At 69.7% G+C, this 19809-nt stretch carries 14 protein-coding genes; 7 read left to right on the forward strand and 7 right to left on the reverse strand.

The genetic code is table 11. The features are described from left to right. Positions 1 to 6: 6 nt before the first annotated feature. Positions 7 to 972: a metal ABC transporter substrate-binding protein gene (locus tag AB0D57_RS35095; RefSeq protein WP_362082641.1), complete on the reverse strand. Its 966-nt coding sequence runs from the start codon at positions 970 to 972 to the stop codon at positions 7 to 9. A gap of 131 nt (positions 973 to 1103) precedes the next feature. Between AB0D57_RS35095 and AB0D57_RS35100 the strand changes: the two genes are divergently transcribed. Further along, on the forward strand, positions 1104 to 2486 hold the full coding sequence (locus AB0D57_RS35100; RefSeq protein WP_362082644.1) for a glycine--tRNA ligase: 1383 nt from the start codon (positions 1104 to 1106) through the stop codon (positions 2484 to 2486). A 204-nt stretch (positions 2487 to 2690) separates the two neighbouring features. Beyond that, on the forward strand, positions 2691 to 3608 hold the full coding sequence (locus tag AB0D57_RS35105) for a DUF4394 domain-containing protein (protein ID WP_362082647.1): 918 nt from the start codon (positions 2691 to 2693) through the stop codon (positions 3606 to 3608). Positions 3609 to 3744: 136 nt separating this feature from the next. Here the strand turns inward: AB0D57_RS35105 and AB0D57_RS35110 are convergent, their stop codons facing one another. Next, positions 3745 to 3951: a hypothetical protein gene (locus AB0D57_RS35110; protein WP_362082650.1), complete on the reverse strand. Its 207-nt coding sequence runs from the start codon at positions 3949 to 3951 to the stop codon at positions 3745 to 3747. A 192-nt stretch (positions 3952 to 4143) separates the two neighbouring features. Further along, positions 4144 to 5577 carry an MFS transporter gene (locus tag AB0D57_RS35115; RefSeq protein ID WP_362082653.1) on the reverse strand — a complete coding sequence of 478 codons (1434 nt, stop codon included), beginning with the start codon at positions 5575 to 5577 and terminating at the stop codon, positions 4144 to 4146. A gap of 145 nt (positions 5578 to 5722) precedes the next feature. On the opposite strand from AB0D57_RS35115, the gene AB0D57_RS35120 reads away from it, so the two are divergent. After that, the gene (locus tag AB0D57_RS35120; RefSeq protein WP_362082680.1) at positions 5723 to 6622 is read left to right on the forward strand and encodes a helix-turn-helix transcriptional regulator; all 900 of its coding nucleotides are present in this window, start codon (positions 5723 to 5725) and stop codon (positions 6620 to 6622) included. 200 nt (positions 6623 to 6822) lie between these two features. Here AB0D57_RS35120 and AB0D57_RS35125 read toward each other — a convergent pair whose 3' ends face one another. Continuing rightward, positions 6823 to 8286 (reverse strand): MFS transporter, encoded by a 1464-nt coding sequence (locus AB0D57_RS35125; protein ID WP_362082656.1) that lies wholly within the window; start codon positions 8284 to 8286, stop codon positions 6823 to 6825. 80 nt (positions 8287 to 8366) lie between these two features. On the opposite strand from AB0D57_RS35125, the gene dusB reads away from it, so the two are divergent. Next, positions 8367 to 9518, forward strand: coding sequence for a tRNA dihydrouridine synthase DusB (dusB, locus tag AB0D57_RS35130; protein WP_362082659.1), 1152 nt, complete (start codon positions 8367 to 8369; stop codon positions 9516 to 9518). Positions 9519 to 9718: 200 nt separating this feature from the next. Here the strand turns inward: dusB and AB0D57_RS35135 are convergent, their stop codons facing one another. Beyond that, complete coding sequence (locus AB0D57_RS35135) at positions 9719 to 11656, reverse strand: glycogen debranching N-terminal domain-containing protein (protein ID WP_362082662.1); 1938 nt, start codon at positions 11654 to 11656, stop codon at positions 9719 to 9721. Next, on the reverse strand, positions 11653 to 13260 hold the full coding sequence (locus AB0D57_RS35140; protein WP_362082683.1) for a hypothetical protein: 1608 nt from the start codon (positions 13258 to 13260) through the stop codon (positions 11653 to 11655). The genes AB0D57_RS35135 and AB0D57_RS35140 overlap by 4 nt, the downstream gene beginning before the upstream one ends. Before the next feature lie 263 nt (positions 13261 to 13523). Between AB0D57_RS35140 and AB0D57_RS35145 the strand changes: the two genes are divergently transcribed. Together AB0D57_RS35145 and ppdK are read left to right on the forward strand one after the other, a co-directional pair. Then, the gene (locus AB0D57_RS35145) at positions 13524 to 14765 is read left to right on the forward strand and encodes an ROK family protein (RefSeq protein WP_362082665.1); all 1242 of its coding nucleotides are present in this window, start codon (positions 13524 to 13526) and stop codon (positions 14763 to 14765) included. Between the two features lie 457 nt (positions 14766 to 15222). Beyond that, the gene (gene ppdK / locus AB0D57_RS35150) at positions 15223 to 17964 is read left to right on the forward strand and encodes a pyruvate, phosphate dikinase (protein ID WP_362082668.1); all 2742 of its coding nucleotides are present in this window, start codon (positions 15223 to 15225) and stop codon (positions 17962 to 17964) included. Between the two features lie 132 nt (positions 17965 to 18096). Here ppdK and AB0D57_RS35155 read toward each other — a convergent pair whose 3' ends face one another. Further along, positions 18097 to 18549 carry a TIGR03668 family PPOX class F420-dependent oxidoreductase gene (locus tag AB0D57_RS35155; protein ID WP_362082686.1) on the reverse strand — a complete coding sequence of 151 codons (453 nt, stop codon included), beginning with the start codon at positions 18547 to 18549 and terminating at the stop codon, positions 18097 to 18099. A gap of 183 nt (positions 18550 to 18732) precedes the next feature. Between AB0D57_RS35155 and AB0D57_RS35160 the strand changes: the two genes are divergently transcribed. Next, the gene (locus AB0D57_RS35160) at positions 18733 to 19668 is read left to right on the forward strand and encodes an oxidoreductase (protein ID WP_362082671.1); all 936 of its coding nucleotides are present in this window, start codon (positions 18733 to 18735) and stop codon (positions 19666 to 19668) included. Positions 19669 to 19809 lie beyond the last annotated feature (141 nt).

The following is a 19809-nucleotide window of genomic DNA, read 5'->3' on the forward strand; positions in this document are numbered from 1 at the left end:
TGGAGATCACTTGGTGCCCAACGCTGTCTGCAACGCCTTCAGGTTCGATTCCATTACCTGGATGTAGTCGCTGCCTTTGGACTTGTCCGTGATGCCCTCGATCGGGTCGAGGACGTCCGTCTTGAGGTTCGCGTCCGAGGCGATGGTCTTGGCGGTCTTGTCGCTGACGAGCGTCTCGTAGAAGACCGTGGAGACGCCGTCGGCCTTCGCCATCTCCTCGAGTTCCCGCACGCGGTTCGCGCTCGGCTCCGACTCCGGGTCGAGGCCGGTGATGGCCTCCTCGGTGAGGCCGTAGCGCTCGGCGAGGTAGCCGAAGGCGGAGTGGGTGGTGATGAAGACCTTGGTCCGGGTGTTCTTGAGCCCGGTCTCGAACTGGGTGTTGAGGCCGTCGAGCTTCTCGACCAGCGCCGCGGTGTTCTTCTTGTAGTCCGCCGCGTTGTCCGGGTCCTCCTTCTCGAAGACCCTGCCGACGCCCTCGGCGACCTCGGCGTACTTCACCGGGTCGAGCCAGATGTGGGGGTCGAGGCCGGACTCCTCCTCGCTGTGCTCGTCGTCGTGCTCGGCCGCGTGGCCGCCGACCTCGCTGCCGTGCTCCTCCAGCTTGGTCAGCGAGGTGGCGTCGATCTTGGTCTTGACCTCGGACTGCGCCACGGCGTCGTCGACGGCCGGCTGCAGGTTCTTGAGGTAGAGGACGGCGTCCGCCTCCTGGAGCTGCGCGGTCTGCCGGGCGCTGATCTCCAGGTCGTGCGGCTCCTGGCCGGGCTCGGTCAGATTCGAGACGTTCACATGTGAACCGCCGATCTGCTCGGCGAGGTACTGCATGGGGTAGAACGACGCCACGACGTCGAGCTTCCCGCTGCCGTTGCCGTCCGCGGCGCTGCTGTCCGAGGAGCAGGCGGAAAGCGCTCCGAGACCGAGGGCGGTGGCTGCCAGCGCCGCGGACCCGGATATAAGACGTCGTCGTACGTTCATGACAGTCATTTTCAACAAATCTGGAAACGATTGTCAACAAGCCCTGGGTTGCGAACCGATTTGATACAGGGGTGGGCGGCGCCGGTAACCTGAATCATTCGCTCCCGTCCGTTCGTAATGAAGAGAGCACCGTGGCCGCCGACAAGATCGACACCATCGTCAGCCTGAGCAAGCGCCGTGGCTTCGTTTTCCCCTGTAGTGAGATCTACGGCGGACAGCGCGCCGCCTGGGATTACGGCCCGCTCGGCGTCGAGCTCAAGGAGAACATCAAGCGCCAGTGGTGGCGCTACATGGTCACCTCCCGCGAGGACGTCGTCGGTATCGACTCGTCGGTGATCCTGGCCACCGAGGTCTGGGTCGCGTCGGGTCACGTCGCCACCTTCACCGACCCGCTCACCGAGTGCACCTCCTGTCACAAGCGCTACCGCGCCGACCACCTGGAGGAGGCCTACGAGGCGAAGCACGGCCGCGCCCCGGAGAACGGCCTCGTCGACCTCAACTGCCCCAACTGCGGCAACAAGGGCACCTTCACCGAGCCCAAGCAGTTCTCGGGCCTGCTCTCCACGCACCTCGGCCCCACCCAGGACAGCGGCTCCGTCGCCTACCTGCGTCCCGAGACCGCGCAGGGCATCTTCACCAACTTCGCCTCCGTGCAGCAGACTTCCCGCCGTAAGCCGCCGTTCGGCATCGCGCAGATGGGCAAGTCCTTCCGCAACGAGATCACGCCCGGCAACTTCATCTTCCGCACCCGCGAGTTCGAGCAGATGGAGATGGAGTTCTTCGTCAAGCCGGGCGAGGACGAGAAGTGGCAGGAGTACTGGATGCAGGAGCGCTGGAACTGGTACACCGGCCTCGGTCTGCGCGAAGAGAACATGCGTTGGTTCGAGCACCCTGCCGAGAAGCTCTCGCACTACTCCAAGCGCACCGCCGACATCGAGTACCGCTTCCAGTTCGGCGGCAACGAGTGGGGCGAGCTCGAGGGCGTCGCGAACAGGACGGACTACGACCTGGGCGCCCACTCCAAGGCCTCCGGCCAGGACCTCTCCTACTTCGACCAGGAGGCCGGCGAGCGCTGGACTCCGTACGTCATCGAGCCCGCCGCCGGTGTCGGCCGCGCGATGCTGGCGTTCCTGCTGGACGCCTACGTCGAGGACGAGGCTCCGAACGCCAAGGGCAAGATGGAGAAGCGCACGGTCCTGCGCCTCGACCCGCGCCTGGCGCCGGTCAAGGTCGCGGTTCTCCCGCTGTCCCGCAACCCGGAGCTGTCGCCCAAGGCCAAGGGCCTGGCCACCGCCCTGCGCCAGAACTGGAACATCGACTTCGACGACGCGGGCGCCATCGGCCGCCGCTACCGCCGCCAGGACGAGATCGGTACGCCGTTCTGCGTCACGGTCGACTTCGACACGCTCGAGGACAACGCGGTCACCGTGCGCGAGCGCGACACGATGAAGCAGGAGCGCGTGTCCCTCGACCAGATCGAGGGGTACCTGGCCAGCCGACTGATCGGCTGCTAGGCACTCAGTGAAACGGGCGGTTCCGCGACTGCGGGCCGCCCGTGGCTGGTCGCGCGCGGTCTCCGCTCTCAAATGCCTCGGTTTTGTCACGTCCGTAACGGATGTAATAGAACCGGGGTTTTTGCAATCCAGGGCCCGCGGCGCTCCGAAGGACAGGTCACGCGGCCCGCAGGGGGTGGGCCGCCGGACCTTCACGGGGGCATCATGCGCAAGCAGGCAGTCATCGGCGTCGCGACCCTGGCCCTGGCCATCGGGACCGTCGGCTACGTCGCGGCGAGCGACGGGGGACAGCGGTCGGACCGTACGGCCGTAGGGTCGCAGGCGGCCCTGGGGACCGGGCTTCCCGGCGCGGCGGCCGCCGACCGGCTCGTGGTCGTCGGGCTCACCTCCGACCAGCGGCTCGTCAGCTTCCGGGCCGACCGGCCCAAGGTGGCCGTCCCGCTCGGCGCGGTGAGCGGACTCAAGGGCGACGCGAAGCTGATCGGCATCGACTACCGCGTGCAGAACAACAAGCTGTACGGCGTCGGCGACCGCGGCGGCATCTACACCCTCCGCGAGGCCGGCGCCCGCGCCACCAAGGTCTCGCAGCTCACCGTCGCCCTCCAGGGCAAGGCCTTCGGCGTCGACTTCAACCCCGCCGCCAACCGGCTGCGCGTCATCAGCGACACCGGGCAGAACCTCCGGCACAACCTCGACGACCCGGCGGGCGCCCCCGCCGCGGGCACCACCGCCGTCGACGGCACCCTCACCAACCCGCCGGTGCCCCCGAACCCCGGCGCCACCGCGCTCGGCGTGACGGGAGCCGCGTACACGAACAACGACCTCGACGCGACGACGGCCACGACCCTGTTCGACCTCGACACCTCCCTCGACCAGGTGTCGGTCCAGTCGCCCGCCAACGCCGGCAACCTCGCCCCCACGGGCAAACTCGGCATCGACGCGCCGCTCAACTCCGGTTTCGACATCTACAGCTCAGCGCGCAGCGGCACGAACACCGGGTACGCGGTGACGGGCGGCCAGGTGTTCCGGGTCAACCTGCTGACGGGGAAGGCGACTTCGGTTGGTTCGTTCTCGGGCGGGCGACGGGTGGTGGACCTGGCGATTCCGTTGCGGCAGGGCTGAGTCGGCCTGCACCGTGCGCATGACGGCTGACGGGTAACGGATGACAGCTGACGCGCCGCCACGGCCCCGCCAAGGCCGCCGTGGCGGCGTGGCCCGCGCGCTCGGCGTCAGCCACGGCAGCGTCTACCGCCAGGGGCTATCCCTCCGACGGATCCACCGTCGCCTGATGCGCCTCCGCCAGGTGTTCCTCGGCCTTCAGCCACGGCAGGAACTGCGCACCCTTGCGCCACCCGCACGTATCGCATCTGATCGTGCGCTGCATACCCGCACGTTGGACGCGTACGACGTGCTCGCGGCCGTGCTGGTCCCAGCGGCTTACCTTGCTCGTGTTGATCTGCAGCATGCCACCTCCAGGTGCTACCGCTCAGTTGATACCACTCCGCTTGCCCGGCAAGGCGTTCGCAGCAAGGAGTGTGCAGCATGGCGAAGATCAACGGGGGCTCTTCGGCGGCGAGTTGGCCGGGCCGTCATCCGCCGTCACGATCCGGGCGCGTCACCGGGGTTCGGCGGTGAGGGCTTTGACGCAGGCGCGCGCTCAGCTGATCGTGCGTGGCAGCCGCAGGCTCAGCGCTGTCGTCAGGGCCACGCCCGCCAGCTGGACCAGGAGGGTCGTCACGAGGGCGTCCCGCATGCCGTGGCCCGGGACGAGGGTCAGGAAGAGGGTGCCCAAGGTGGCCACGCCGAGGGCGAGGGCCGACTGCTGGACGGTGATCATGACACCGCTGCCGACGCCGGCCCGGGCGGGCGGGACCTCGGAGAGGATGATCCGGAAGAGGACGGGGAGTTGGAGCGCCTGGCCCGCGCCGGCCACCGCGGCCCCCGGCAGCAGCTCCCATATACCCACGTCCGGCCAGGACCGCCATGCGGTCAGTGCCAGCAGCGTCACGCCCACCGCCTGGAGCAGTCCGCCCGCGGTGACGACCCGGGTGCCGTAGCGGGCGACCAGCCGCGGCCCGCACAGCGAGACCACGAAGAAGACCACCGCCATCGGAGCGAGCGCCAGTCCCGCCGGGACCGGACCGAGCCCCGCACCCCGCTGCAACGCCACCGCGATCACGAACATGAAGCCGCTGAAGCCGATCGCGAACGGCACGATCATCACGAGGCCCCGGCGGAGCGACGTGAGGGCGAACAGGCTCGGCGGGACCAGGGGCGTACGGCCCTCGCGGTCCTCCCGGCGTTCGACGAAGTAGAACGCCGCCGCCGCGAGCGGGAACAGGGCGAGCGACAGCCAGGTCCACAGGGGCCAGCCCGCCGCCCTGCCCTCGGTCAGCGGCGCGAGCAGGGCCAGCAGGGCCACGGCGAGCAGAACCGTGCCGGGTCCGTCGATCGGCTCCGGGTGCTGCGAGCGCGTCTCCGGGACGGCACGCGCGGCCAGGATCAGACCGAGGATCACGACGGGCACGTTCACCAGGAACACCGCGCGCCAGCCCGTGCCCGCGATATCGGCCGCGACCAGCACGCCGCCGAGGATCTGCCCGGCCACCATGGAGAGTCCGGCCGTCGCGCCGTACAGGCCCATCGCTTTCGCGCGGCGCGGCCCCGCGGTCGCCGACTGGATCGTGGCGAGCACCTGCGGCAGCATCGCCGCGGCCGCCGCGCCCTGCGCGACGCGCGCCGCCACCAGCGTCCAGGCGCTCGGCGCGAGCCCGCACGCCAGCGAGGTCAGGCCGAAGGCCGCCATGCCGCCGAGGTAGAGCCGGCGCCGCCCGAAGAGGTCGCCGAGCCGGCCGCCCAGCACGAGGAGGACGGCGTACGAGACTCCGTACCCGGCGACGACGAGTTCGAGCACGGCCTCGCTCGCGTCCAGGTCCTGGCCGATGGTCGGCAGGGCGACGTTGACGATGAAGAAGTCGATGAGGGGCAGTGCCGCGCCGAGCAGCACGGTGAAGAGCCCGAGGCCGCCGAGCCCGGGTGACGCGGCGGGGGAGCGTGCGGTGGTTGTCAGGGTCGTTCCGGTTTCGGTCACGTTCGCCAGCCTTCTCCTGACCTCAGGCTGGTACCAGAGTGTCCTTATCCTGGTAGAGGCAGTACTGGCAACAGGTTCCGGTGGACGGCAGGCTGGAGGCATGACGACGATGGCGCAGGAGACGGCCGGCACGTCGGGCACGTACATGGCGACGAGCGCCGCCCCGCAACCGCACGGCACCGCCGCCCCGCGCGGCAGCGAGATCAGGCGGCAGGAGCTGGCCGCCTTCCTGCGCAGCCGTCGCGAACGCATCACGCCCGAGCGGGTCGGACTGCCCCGCGGCCGCCGTCGGCGCACCCCGGGCCTGCGCCGCGAGGAGGTCGCGCAGCTCTCGGCCGTCGGCGTCACCTGGTATACCTGGCTTGAACAGGGACGTGACATCCAGGTCTCCGAACAGGTCCTCGACGCGCTGGCCCGCACTCTGTTGCTCGATTCCAGCGAGCGAGGCCATCTCTTCCAGCTCGCCGGAGCTGTCGACCCCTCGCCCGCCGCGCGTTGTCCCACCCTCACCCCGGCGTTGCGCCACGTGCTGACCCAGCTGGAGCCGATCCCGGCCTGCATCCAGAACAGCCGGTACGACATCCTGGCGTACAACCGCACGTACGCCCGACTGATGATGAGCGACCTCGACGCCGTACCGCCCGAGGACCGCAACTGCATGATCCTCGCCTACACCAACCCCGAGTGGCGCAAGTCGATCGTGCTCCTCGACGAGACGATGCGGGTGATGGCCGCCAAGCTGCGCGCCTCGATGGCCGGACACCTCGGCGAACCGGCCTGGAAGCTGCTGGTCAAGCGGCTGCGCACGGAGTCGGCGGAGTTTCGCGAGATCTGGGAGCGGTACGAGGTGGTCGGCGGCGCCCGCAGCAAGACCAAGCAGTTCCTCAACCCGCACGTCGGGCTTCTCACCCTCGACCACACCGACCTGTGGCTGGCGCCCGACATGGGCGCCCGCATGGTGACGTACGCCCCTGTCGACGAGGAGTCCCGCGAGGGGCTGGAGAAGTTGTACGCCATGGCTCTGGAGGACGGGACCGGGTCCTGAGACCGGGCTCTGCGGGGGTGGCGCCGATCGCGGTCCGCGGCGGAAAATCGTAGGTCCGACACCTCCCGAGCGAGGAGCCCGTATGGACAGCCCGGGTGACCAGCGGCTGGCGGCCGCGGTCGCGATGTTCCACGGACGGATCCTGGTTGTCCGGCGCAGCGTGAGAGAGAAATTCCTGCCCGGGGCTGGGGAGCTAGGGCCTAGGCGGCCGGTGCGTCCTGGGGGCGCACGCCCACCGCTTCCCGTGCCTCCGGCGACTCCAGCTGTCGCGCCGTGCGCTCGGCCGTGCCGCGGGCCCAGCGGCCGGTGGTCAGCGCGCCCAGGACGAGGACGGCGAGGCCACAGCCGGTGAGGATCCACCAGCCGGGGACGGCGGCCGTCACGAAGGTGTCCTTGTACGCCGATTCGTCGATGCCGGAGGCGAGGACCGCACCGACCACCGCGACGCCGAGGGTCGCGCCGATCTGGCGGCTGGTCGAGGCGACGGCGGCCGCGACACCGGCCTGGCTGCGGGGCATGCCGGAGACGGCGGTGTTGGTGATGGGGGCGTTCACGAAGCCGAAGCCGAGGCCGAACAGGACGTAGCCGATGACGAGCGTGACGTTCGACGTCTCGCCCTCGAAGGCGGCGAACAGCACTCCGCTCGCGGTCATCGCGACTCCCGCGATCAGCAACGGCAGCCGCGGTCCCCTGCTGCCGATCAACCGCCCCGACAGCGGCGCGCACACGAAGCACATCAGGGCCATGGGCAGCATCCACAGGCCCGCGTGCAGTGCGTCCAAGCCGCGGACGTTCTGCAGATAGAGCGTCGAGAGGAACAGGAAGCCGCCCAGTGCCGCGAACGCGCTGACCGCTATCACCGTGGCCCCGCTGAACGGCGCCGAACGGAAGAAGCGCAGGTCGATGAGGGGTTCGTCGCGCCGACGCTCGTACCACAGCAGACCGAGCAGCGCGGCGACGGCGATCGCGCCGAAGACGAGGATCTTCAGGGCGCCGGAGCTGGGCGCCTCGATGATCGCGTACGTCAGCGCGCCGAGCAGCGCGATGACGAGGACCTGGCCGACCGGGTCGGGGCGGCGGGCCTTGGGGGCGCGGGACTCGGGGACGTAGCGCCAGGTGAGCAACAGGGCGGCCAGGCCCACCGGGAGGTTGATCCAGAAGATCGAGCGCCAGCCGACCGAGTCCACGAGGAGACCGCCGACCAGCGGCCCCGCCGCCATGGAGACGCCGACCACACCACCCCAGACCCCGATGGCGCGGGCGCGCTCACGCGGGTCGGTGAAGGTGTTGGTGACGATCGACATCGCGACCGGGTTCAGCATCGAGCCGCCGACCGCCTGCACCATGCGGAAGGCGACGAGCGATTCGAGGTTCGGGGCCAGGGAGCACAGGACCGAGCCGATCGTGAACAGGACCAGGCCCGCCTTGAACACCCGGCGGCGGCCGATGCGGTCGGCGGTCGAGCCCGCGAGCATCAGCAGCGACGCCAGGACCAGCGTGTAGGCGTCGATGGTCCACTGGAGACCCGCCATGTCGGTGTGCAGGTCCTGCTGCATCGAGGGCAGGGCGACGTTGAGAACCGTGTTGTCGATGCTCACGATCAGCAGGCTCATACAGCAGATCGCGAGCACCAGCAGGCGGCGGCGGGGACTGAGCTCGGGCATTCCACCAGAGTACGCCGACGTCAATAGTGCGCCTAACTAACGACTCGCGGGCACCTCTCCTCGTACGCGACAATGGGGGAATGTCCACGACCGCCCTTGCGCCCGCCCCCTCTCTCTCGATCGGCCCCCACACGGTGCAGCCGCCCGTCGTCCTCGCCCCCATGGCCGGGATCACGAACGCGCCGTTCCGCACGCTCTGCCGGGAGTTCTCCGGCGGCAAGGGCCTCTTCGTCAGCGAGATGATCACCACACGGGCGCTGGTCGAGCGCAACGAGAAGACCATGCAGCTGATCCACTTCGACGCGACCGAGAAGCCGCGCTCGATCCAGCTGTACGGCGTGGACCCGGCGATCGTCGGCAAGGCCGTCCGCATGATCGCGGAGGAGGGACTGGCCGACCACATCGACCTGAACTTCGGCTGCCCGGTCCCGAAGGTGACCCGCAAGGGTGGCGGCTCCGCCCTCCCGTACAAGCGGCACCTGCTGCGGGCGATCGTGCGCGAGGCCGTCAGCGGGGCGGGCGACCTCCCCGTGACGATGAAGCTGCGCAAGGGCATCGACGACGACCACCTCACGTACCTCGACGCCGGGCGGATCGCCGTAGAGGAGGGGGTCACGGCCATCGCGCTGCACGGGCGCACCACCGCCCAGCACTACGGCGGCACCGCCGACTGGGATGCGATCGCACGCCTCAAGGAGCATGTGCCGGAGATCCCCGTCCTCGGCAACGGCGACATCTGGTCCGCCGAGGACGCGGTGCGGATGGTGCGGGAGACCGGGTGCGACGGGGTCGTGGTCGGGCGCGGGTGCCTCGGGCGGCCGTGGCTGTTCGGCGATCTGGTGGCGGTCTTCGAGGGGCGTACGGACTATGCGCGTCCGACGCTGCGTGAGGCCGCGGCCGTCATGGTCCGGCACGCCACCCTGCTCGGCGAGTGGATCGGCGACGAGGCGCGCGGCGTCATCGACTTCCGCAAGCACGTGGCCTGGTATCTGAAGGGCTTCGCGGTCGGCTCCGAGATGCGCAAGCGTCTCGCGATCACCTCATCGCTCGCCGAACTGTCCGAGGGGCTGGCCGAGTTGGACCTCGACCAGCCGTGGCCGCTCGGCGCGGACGGGCCCCGCGGCCGTACCTCCGGCAACAACAGGGTCGTCCTGCCGGACGGTTGGCTGAAGGACCCGTACGACTGCGCGGGCGTGAGCGAGGACGCGGAGCTGGACACGTCCGGCGGGTGACACGGCCGGGAGTGCCGCGGCCGAAGCCGTTCAGCGGGCGGCGGCGGACGCCAACAGCGCGCTGTGGCGGGTCACGGAGGGCGACCCGGGCGCCCGCGAACGCTTCGACGAGGCCCACGGAGTGTTCCGCCGCAGACTGGCGGAGTTCATCGAGGCGGCCCGCGACGCCATGACCGCCTCGTAGGAACCACCGACAGGACCTACGCGCCCCCCACCGCCGTGAGCAGCGCCAGTGGAGCCGCCGCCGAGCGTGACTCCCGTACGCACGCGTGCGGGTACGGCACCGGCTCCCGGTGGGTGTCACGGCCGTAGCCCGCGAGGACCTCGGGGAGGCGATGACCGGCGGCGGTGGCCGCGTCCACCAGCGCGTGGGCGACCGTACGAGCCTCGTCGTGCAGGCCGTAGCGGGACAGGCCCAGGGTGATCAGCGCGTTGTCGTGCGGCCAGACCGAGCCACGGTGGTACGACAATGGGTGGTACGCCGGCTGGTCGGCGGCCAGGGTGCGCACGCCCCAGCCGGAGAAGAAGTCCGGCTCGAGCAGGCGGCGGCCGACCAGTTCGCCGTACTCCTTGTCGAGCAGCCCCGACCAGAGCAGATGGCCCGCGTCCGACGCGAGGGCGTCGACCTGGTTGCCGTCGCCGTCCAACGCCAGGGCAGGGAAGGCGTGTTCGGTCATCCAGAAGTCCCGCTGGAAGCGGTCGCGGAGGTCGGCGGCGGCTTGTTCGAGAAGGGCCGCGTAGACCTCGTCGTCCCAGACCGTGCGGGCCAGATGCGCGGTGCGGCGCAGTGCGTCGTACGCGTATCCCTGCGCGCCCGCCGCCATCACCGGCCCGGTGGGGCGGCTGCCGTCGGCCGAGCAGATCGCGCCCGGGGAGTCCTTCCAGTTCTGGTTGGCGAGACCGCCGCCGTCCGCCCGGTAGACGAGATAACCGCGGGAGGTCAGGCCGCCGTGGTCCAGCATCCAGCCGATCGCCGCGCGGGCGTTGGCCTCCAGACGCCGGGCCAGGCTCACCTCACCGGTGTGCTCCGTGTACGCGCCGAGCAGCACCAGGAACAGCGGCGTCGCGTCCACCGAGCCGTAGTAACGCCCGTACGGCACCTGCCCGAAGTGCGCCAGCTCGCCGTGCCGCACCTCATGCACGATCTTGCCCGGCTGAGCCACCGCGCCCGCTCCCACCTCCACCGCCTGGGTCGCGGCGAGCGCGGGCAGCGTGGCTGCGGCGAGCTGGGGGCGGTAGGGGAGCGCGAAGAGGGAGGTGAGGAGGGCGTCGCGGCCGAGCAGAGTGAGGAACCAGGGCACTCCGGCCGCGGGAACACGCAGCTCCTCGCCGTCCGGGCCGCGCGCCGGAACCTGGAGCACCGCGAGGTCCGACAGGCCTCGCGCACAGGCCGCGGCCAGCTCCGGCCAGCCGGTCGGGAAGGGCACACCCTCCGCGAACTCGCCCTCCAACGCGAGGAGTTGCTCGTTGGCGGCGGCGGGGGAGAGCGGTACTTCCGGGTCCTTCAGGGCGCCGTGCGGGCGGGCCGCCACGCGCAGCGACAGCTCGGCGGAGGCGTGCGGTTCGAGGTCGAGCGTCCAGACGAGGCGACGGGCGCCCGTGCCGGTCTCCTCGACTCCGTCCGGCGGCGGCTCGGAGGTGACCGTCGTACAGGACCGCCACTCCCCGCGCTGATAGCTGAACTCGACCCCGTCGTCGAGGACTTGGCGCCTGCGTACGACGCCGATCTTGGCGTACGTACGGTGGTCGGAGCGCAGCTCGAACTGGTCCGTGAAGTCGGCGTCCACCGTGACCGCGATCCGCACCGTGGTGGGCGCCGGACGGTTGCTGGTGACGCGCAGCGCCTCCACGAACGCGCCGTCGGTGACGGCCTGTTCACGAAAGAGCGTGTACGCGGGCGGTTCGTTGCGGCCGCCGCGTGGCACGAGCACACAGCGCGCCGTGTCGCCGTCCGTGACCGGAGTGAGCGCCTCGGGCACCGCTCCGTCGACGGTCAGCTGCCAGCGGCTGAGGTGCCGGGCGTCCCGTACGAATAACCCGTCCGGGGAACTGCCGCCCCGCACTCCGCTGATGTCGCCGCCGTCGCCCACGGCGGCGAACGTCCCTCCGTGCACGAGCAGATGATGCCGGTCCGTCATCCCCGGTCCCCTCCCTTGGCGCCCGTCTCGAATGTGCTGTGTGGTGTGGTGCTGTGTGATGTGTCGAACAAAGTGTCGTGCCTCGAGTGGGACACGACCTGGTCCGCATGGTCCGCCTGGTCCGTCCCGGAGGGCTCGTGCAGCAGGTCCAGCGTCAGCGCGGCCGTCCAGCTGAAACCGAGCGCTCCGCAGGCCTCGCCGGTGTACGGATCCACGTACTCCGCGAACCCGGACGCGTCGGCGGTCTCCAGCAGCGCGGCCCGCAACTCCTCCGCGCGGCCGTGTTCCCCGTGGAGCCGCAGTCCGCGCTCCAGCAGCCAGTTCGTGTTGAACCAGGCCGGGCCGCGCCAGTAGCGGTGCGGATCGAAGGCGTGTCCGGTCAGGTCGTAGCTCGGCACCAGCCGGGCTACGTCGCCGAGCCCGAAGTGCGGCCCGCTCGCCGTGCGTACGACGGTGGCGGCGATGTCGCGGGGCAGCGCGGGGAGGATGAGCGGAAGGAGCCCGGCGACACTGCGCTCGGGAATGAGAGCACCGCTCTGGGAGCGCTGCTCCGATGTGCGAGCGGTGCTCTGGGAGCGCTGCTCCGATGTGCGAGCGGTGCTCTGGGAGCGCTGCTCCGAAGCGTGAGCACCGCTCCGAGGGCGCCGCTCCTGGGAGCGCTGTTCCGAAGCGTGAGCACCGCTCCGAGGGCGCCGCTCTGAATCGAGAGCACCGCTCTCGCCCCCGCCGTACACATCCCGGCAGAAGAACATCCCCTCCGCCGGATCCCACAGCCGCTCCACCAGCGCGGCCGTCAGCCGCTCCGCGCGCGCGTGCCGTGCGGTCCCGGCCGCGCCCAGCTCCCGCGCGATGGCCGCCAGTGCGTGCTCGGAGGCGATCAGCAACGCGTTGAACGCCGGGTCCTCGACGGCGAACTCGCCGCCCCCGTCGGCGTACCCCCCGTCCCGGTAGTCCGTCGCGAGCCGCACGTACCGCCCGTAGTCGAGATCCGTCGGCCGGTCCTCGGCAGCCCCGTGGTCGAGGTCGGCGCGGCGGAAGGTGCGCGGCTCGGCCGGGGTGATCCGGCTGAGCGGGGCATCCCAGCAGGGGCTGTTGTCCATACCCTGTTCCCAGGGGTGGACCACCGAGGCGAGCCCGCCGCCGCCCAGGTCCCGGCGGTGCAGGAGATAGCGGTGCCAGGCCGCGAGCCGGGGATACATACGGGGGAGGAAGGCGCGGGCCCGCGACAGGCCGGGGTCGGCCTGGTGCACCAGCCAGGCGGCGAGCGCGTGCACCGGCGGCTGCACGATGCCCGACGTCTGTACGGTGCGCGGGGCGCCCGCGGCGCGCCCCGCGGTGGAGGAGCGCCAGAAGTCGGGGCTCGGGAAGTACGCGTCCAGTGGTACGGAGGGGTTGAAGACAATGTGCGGGATCCGACCGTCGCCCCACTGGGCGCCGAGCAGTGTCTCCAGCTCCGTCTGCGCCCTCAACGGGGACAGGTGGCGCAGGCCGATCGCGATGAAGGCGGAGTCCCAGGACCACTGGTGCGGGTACAGGCCGCGCGAGGGGACCGTGGACGTTCCCGTCCAGTTGCCCTCGAGGGTGCGGGCCGCCCTGAGGTGCAGCGACCCGGTGGATTCGGCGGGATCGTATACATGTGCGCCGGAGTGGGTGATCTCACGCGAGCCGGGCGGAGAGGGTGAGCCCGAGGTGCGCACGGGGGTGGTGATCCCCGTGCGGCGAACGGTGAGTTGGGTTGTGCTGTCCACTCAGGTCTCCCCGAAGACGTGCGGTCGGCCGGTTCGGCAGTAGCTACCGTAGGGTTACGTCTATTTAACACGCAAAACTCAATATGTAATGCAGAGTTGGTTAACGCAAGAGGGTGCGCATGACGGGAAGGGCGGCGAAGGCCATGAGGGCCGGGAATCAGGCAAGCGCCGGAGATCTGCTCGAGCTGGTGCGCAGCGGCCGTGCCACGACACGCGGCGCGCTGCAGCAGGCCACCGGTCTGTCACGGGCCACGGTCGGCCAGCGCCTGGACCGGCTCTTCCGCGCGGGCTGGCTGCGCGAGGGTGCGGGAGGCCCGGTGGACTCGCCGCTGGGCGGGCGTCCTTCCATCACCCTCGAGTTCGACGACGCGCACGCCGTCGTCCTCGCCGCGGACCTCGACACCCGGCACGGCCGGGCCGCCGTCGTGTCGCTGACCGGCGAGATCCTGGCCGAGCACCATGGAACCCTGCGTATCGAGGACGGCCCCGACGCCGTTCTGGGCGAGCTCGGTCACTGGTTCGCCGAGTTGCTGGAGAAGGCCGGGCAGAGCGCGGACTCCGTGTGCGGCATCGGGCTCGCGGTGCCGGGCCCCGTCGACAGCGACACCGGCCGGGTCGTCCAGCCGCCGATCATGCCGGGCTGGGACGGCTACGACATACGGGGACGCCTGGGCAGGGCGTTCGAGGAGCACACCGGAACCCGGACCGAAACCCGGAGCGGCGCCGGGATCCCCGTACTCGTCGACAACGACGCCAACCTCATGGCGTACGGCGAACAGCGCACCGGTTATCCGGATTGCTCGGCGTTCGCGCTGGTCAAGGTCTCCACCGGTATCGGCGCGGGCATGGTCGTGGGCGGCGCCATCTATCGGGGCGTGGACGGTGGTGCCGGCGACATCGGGCACATCCGGGTCGGCGCCGACGCGCTGTGCAGGTGCGGTTCGTACGGCTGTCTGGCCGCCGTCGCGAGCGGTGGCGCGGTGGCGCGTCGGCTGGCCGAGTCCGGGGTGCGGGCCACGTCCGGCTCGGATGTGCGCGACCTGCTGACCGCCGGGCATCCGGAAGCGATGGCGCTCGCGCGGGAGGCCGGGCGGCAGGTCGGTGACGTCCTCGCGACCGTCGTGACGCTGCTCAACCCCGGCGTCCTGATGATCGCCGGGGATTTGGCCGGAACACCCTTCCTCACGGGCGTGCGGGAGCTGCTGTACCAGCGGGCGCTGCCCCGTTCGACCGCTCATCTGGACGTAGTGACCTCGCGCCTCGGCGACCGGGCGGGGCTGGTCGGGGCGGGGGCGCTGGTCGTGGAGTACTTGTACGCGCCGGAGCGGGTGGAGCAGCGACTGACGGCGCTGGGTGTGTGACGGCGCCGGGCGTGTGGCGGCGCTGGGTGTGTGACGGCGCCGGGCGTGTGACATCCGTGTGTCGTGTCCGCGGCGTGGTCCGCATGGTGAAATCTGGCCGCCCCACACGACGTGATTCTCGCCACGCTTGATAAGGTTGATGCTCAGATGAGCGGATCTTGGGCGGGTGCACTTCCCTAAGGGGTGGCACTCAGTGCCACCCCTTGATCGTTCACCGGGTGAACTCAGGCGTGCCGACGCCCGCTCATGTGAGCGCATGTGGCGATCTGTGGGCGTTGATTCGTTCAACAAGTGAAAACATCCGCAGGTCGACGCTTGCCAAGCTTTGACTTTCGATCCAGTGGCGGACGGGTGGTTACAGGCGCATGACGCGCAAGTGGACGTACCCAGGCGCCTTCGATCTGGGTATGTTCCTGGCCGTCAGGGCAGCCACCGCGTCCTCGAGGAGTCGAGACCCGTGTCGGAAAACAAAGATCCCCACGTAGCTGAGAGCGGCGTGGAGGGCGTGAAGTTCGTCTATGACTTCACCGAGGGCAACAAGGACCTCAAGGACCTCCTCGGCGGCAAGGGTGCGAACCTCGCCGAGATGACCAACCTGGGCCTTCCCGTCCCTCCCGGCTTCACGATCACCACCGAGGCGTGCAAGACCTACCTCGACAGTGGCGAGGAGCCGGCGGCACTGCGTGACGAGGTGAGTGCACACCTCGACGCGCTCGAGCAGAAGATGGGCAAGAAGCTCGGCCAGGCCGACGACCCCCTGCTCGTATCCGTCCGTTCCGGTGCGAAGTTCTCCATGCCGGGCATGATGGACACCGTGCTGAACATCGGGCTCTCCGACAAGTCGGTCCAGGGCCTCGCCAAGCAGGCCGGTGACGATCGATTCGCGTGGGACTCGTACCGCCGCCTCATCCAGATGTTCGGCAAGACGGTCCTCGGCGTCGACGGTGAGCTCTTCGAGGACGCGCTGGAAGCGGCGAAGGACGCCAAGAAGGTCACGGTCGACACCGACCTCGAGGCGGCCGACCTGAAGAAGCTGGTCACCAAGTTCAAGAAGATCGTCAAGACCGAGGCCGGGCGGGACTTCCCGCAGGACCCGCGCGAGCAGATGGACCTCGCCATCCACGCGGTCTTCGACTCCTGGAACACCGACCGCGCCAAGCTCTACCGCCGCCAGGAGCGCATTCCGCACGACCTCGGCACGGCGGTCAACATCTGTTCGATGGTCTTCGGCAACCTGGGCCCCGACTCGGGTACGGGCGTGGCGTTCACACGTGACCCGGCCAGTGGCCACCAGGGCGTGTACGGCGACTACCTCCAAAACGCCCAGGGCGAGGACGTGGTGGCCGGCATCCGCAACACGGTCCCGCTCGCCGAACTGGAGTCGATCGACAAGAAGTCGTACGACCAGCTGATGCAGATCATGGAGACCTTGGAGAACCACTACAGGGATCTCTGCGACATCGAGTTCACCATCGAGCGCGGGCAGCTGTGGATGCTGCAGACGCGTGTCGGCAAGCGTACGGCGGGCGCGGCCTTCCGTATCGCGACGCAGCTGGTGGACCAGGGCCTGATCGACGAGGCGGAGGCGCTCCAGCGTGTGACGGGCGCCCAGCTCGCCCAGCTGATGTTCCCGCGCTTCGACGACGAGGCGAAGGTCGAGCAGATCGGCCGGGGCATCGCGGCGTCGCCGGGTGCGGCGGTCGGCAAGGCGGTCTTCGACTCGTACACGGCGATCAAGTGGTCGCGTTCGGGCGAGAAGGTCATTCTGATCCGCCGCGAGACGAACCCCGACGACCTCGACGGCATGATCGCGGCGGAGGGCATCCTGACCTCGCGGGGCGGCAAGACCTCCCACGCGGCCGTGGTCGCGCGCGGCATGGGCAAGACCTGTGTCTGCGGCGCGGAGGAGCTGGAGGTCGACACCAAGCGCCGCCGTCTGACGGCACCGGGCGGCCTGGTGGTCGAGGAAGGCGACGTCGTCTCGATCGACGGCTCGACGGGCAAGGTGTACCTGGGCGAGGTCCCGGTCGTCCCGTCCCCGGTCGTCGAGTACTTCGAGGGCCGGATGCACGCGGGTGCCGACGACGCGGACGAACTGGTCGCCGCCGTACACCGGATCATGGCGTACGCGGACAGGGTCCGCCGTCTGCGAGTCCGCGCCAACGCCGACAACGCGGAGGACGCCCTGCGCGCCCGCCGCTTCGGCGCCCAGGGCATCGGCCTGTGCCGCACGGAGCACATGTTCCTCGGCGACCGCCGTGAACTGGTCGAACGCCTGATCCTCGCCGACACGGACGCGGAGCGCGAGGACTCCCTGAAGGAGCTTTTGCCCCTCCAGAAGAAGGACTTCGTCGAACTCTTCGAGGCGATGGACGGCCTCCCGGTGACGATCCGTCTCCTCGACCCGCCGCTGCACGAGTTCCTGCCCGACGTGACCGAACTGTCGGTACGAGTGGCGCTGGCGGAGTCGCGCGGCGACGCCAACGAGAACGACCTGCGCCTCCTCCAGGCGGTCCACCGCCTGCACGAGCAGAACCCGATGCTGGGCCTGCGCGGTGTGCGCCTGGGCCTGGTCATCCCCGGCCTGTTCACCATGCAGGTACGGGCGATCGCCGAGGCCGCCGCCGAACGCAAGAACGCCAAGGGTGACCCGCGCGCCGAGATCATGATCCCGCTCGTCGGAACGGTCCAGGAGCTGGAGATCGTCCGCGAGGAGGCCGACCAGGTCATCGCGGAGGTCCAGGCGACGACGGGCACGGCCCTGAAACTCGCCATCGGCACGATGATCGAACTGCCCCGGGCCGCGCTGACCGCCGGTCAGATCGCGGAGGCGGCGGAGTTCTTCTCCTTCGGTACGAACGACCTCACGCAGACGGTGTGGGGCTTCAGCCGGGACGACGTGGAGGCGAGCTTCTTCACCGCGTACCTGGAGAAGGGCATCTTCGGAGTCAGCCCCTTCGAGACCATCGACAAGGACGGCGTCGGCTCCCTGGTCCGCTCCGCCGCCAAGGCCGGCCGCGAAACCCGTCCCGACCTGAAGCTCGGCGTCTGCGGCGAGCACGGCGGCGACCCCGAGTCGGTCCACTTCTTCCACGAGGTGGGACTCGACTACGTCTCCTGCTCCCCCTTCCGTATCCCGGTGGCTCGCCTGGAGGCGGGCCGCGCGGCGTCCTCGTCGGCGGGCAGCGACCACCGCTAGGGCCTCACGAAACCCCGGGGCTGTCGCCGGGTCACCCCGACCCTCACCGACACGGCAACAGCCCCGGCGCACCAAGAGAGGGCGGCACCCCTGTGCGGGGGGTGCCGCCCTCTTGGGCTTCTTTCCTGTACGTCATCTCGCATTCGGCCGTCCCGCCAAGGCCGGCTGGGTGAAGGCCCAGCCGCTCCACCGCTCGACCCGAACGGCGACCACGGGGCCCTGGGGAGGGGAGTCCTTGTACTGCTGGTACTTGCCGCACAACAACCCCACCGCGCCGCGCCGCTCCTGCCCGTCCTCCGGCAGCACTTCCCCACGGCCATCGGCACGGGCCCACCACAGCGTCGACCAGTCCTCGTCGTAGTGATCGACCAGCACCGTCACCGAGGGGTTCTCCTCGATGTTGCGCAACCGCCGCAGCGCCCATGTGCTCTTGGGCTTGTGGTCGACCGCGAAATACACGACGTCATTCAGGACGGCGAAGGTCACTGGTACCACATGGGGAACCCCGTGGGCGTCAGCTGTCGCCAGCCGAGCGACGGGCGAGGAAACAAAACGTTCCCGGGCGTCGAGCGGCGAGAGCTTCATGCGTCCCACCGTAACGAGGCCCTGTTGCTCGTGCTTCTTGTGCTTGCGGATCACCTGATGGGATGGCGATCCATGGACCAAAGGTTCGGATCGCAATTGATCAACTACGGTGTGTGATATCCGGTGGTCGGTGCGGTCGTCGGGTTCACGAGAGGTGACAGATGAAAAGGAGAGGGGCTTGGTGTGGGCGGCTGGGACTTGAGCGACATTCCTGATCAGCGTGGGCGTAGCGTCGTCGTCACGGGAGCCAACAGCGGGATCGGATATGTCACCGCGCGTGAGCTCGCCCGGCGTGGCGCCCGTGTGGTGCTTGCCTGTCGGAGTGAGGTGAAAGGGGCCGGGGCGGGGGATCGGATCGTTACCGAAGTGCCCGGCGCGGATGTCGAGTTCTTGCGGCTGGATCTTGGGGATCTGGAGTCGGTGGCGGAATTCGCGGTGGCGTATGAGCACGCGTACGGCCGGCTCGATCTGCTGGTCAACAACGCCGGTGTGATGGCCTTGCCGCGGGGGCGGACCGTCGACGGGTTCGAGACGCAGTTCGGGGTCAATCATCTTGGGCACTTCGCGCTCACCGGGTTGTTGCTCCCGGCGTTGCTCCAGACCCCCGGTGCGCGGGTCGTGACGGTGTCGAGCATGGTCCATGTGGCCGCCAACATCGATGTCAACGATCTCAATTGCGAGCGGCATGCGTATCGGCGTTGGGTTGCCTACGCGCGGTCCAAGACCGCCAATCTCCTCTTCACGCATGAGCTGGCGCGGCGGCTGGCCGGTATCGGGTCCGATGTCGTGGCGGCGGCCGCGCATCCGGGGTATGCCTCCACCAACCTCCAGACCGTCGGGCCGAGGATGGCGGGCCGCAGGGGTACTGAGCGGTTCATGGAGATCGGCAATCGGTTCTTCGGACAGAGCGCCGATGCCGGAGCGCTGCCTACGCTCTACGCCGCCACCGCGCCCGGCGTGCTGCCCGATTCCTTCACCGGGCCCTCGTTCGCGATGTGGCGCGGCTCGCCCGCGACGTCCTGGCGGGCCGGGTGGACCGTGAACGACACGGCCGGGGAGCGGCTCTGGGCGGCGTCGGAGCGGCTGACGGGAGTCACGTACGACGCGCTGAAGGGGTAAAGGGTTCGAGCTGCTCTCCAATGAGTGTCCATAAGTGTCCTTTAGATGTCATGAGTGATGTATGATCAGGTGCATGAACCTGACGGAATGGGCTCGCGCGCAGGGGATCGCCCCGCGTACTGCGTACCGCTGGTTCCGTGA

The sequence above is a fragment of the Streptomyces sp. NPDC048275 genome, from assembly GCF_040652275.1.
Classification (GTDB): domain Bacteria; phylum Actinomycetota; class Actinomycetes; order Streptomycetales; family Streptomycetaceae; genus Streptomyces.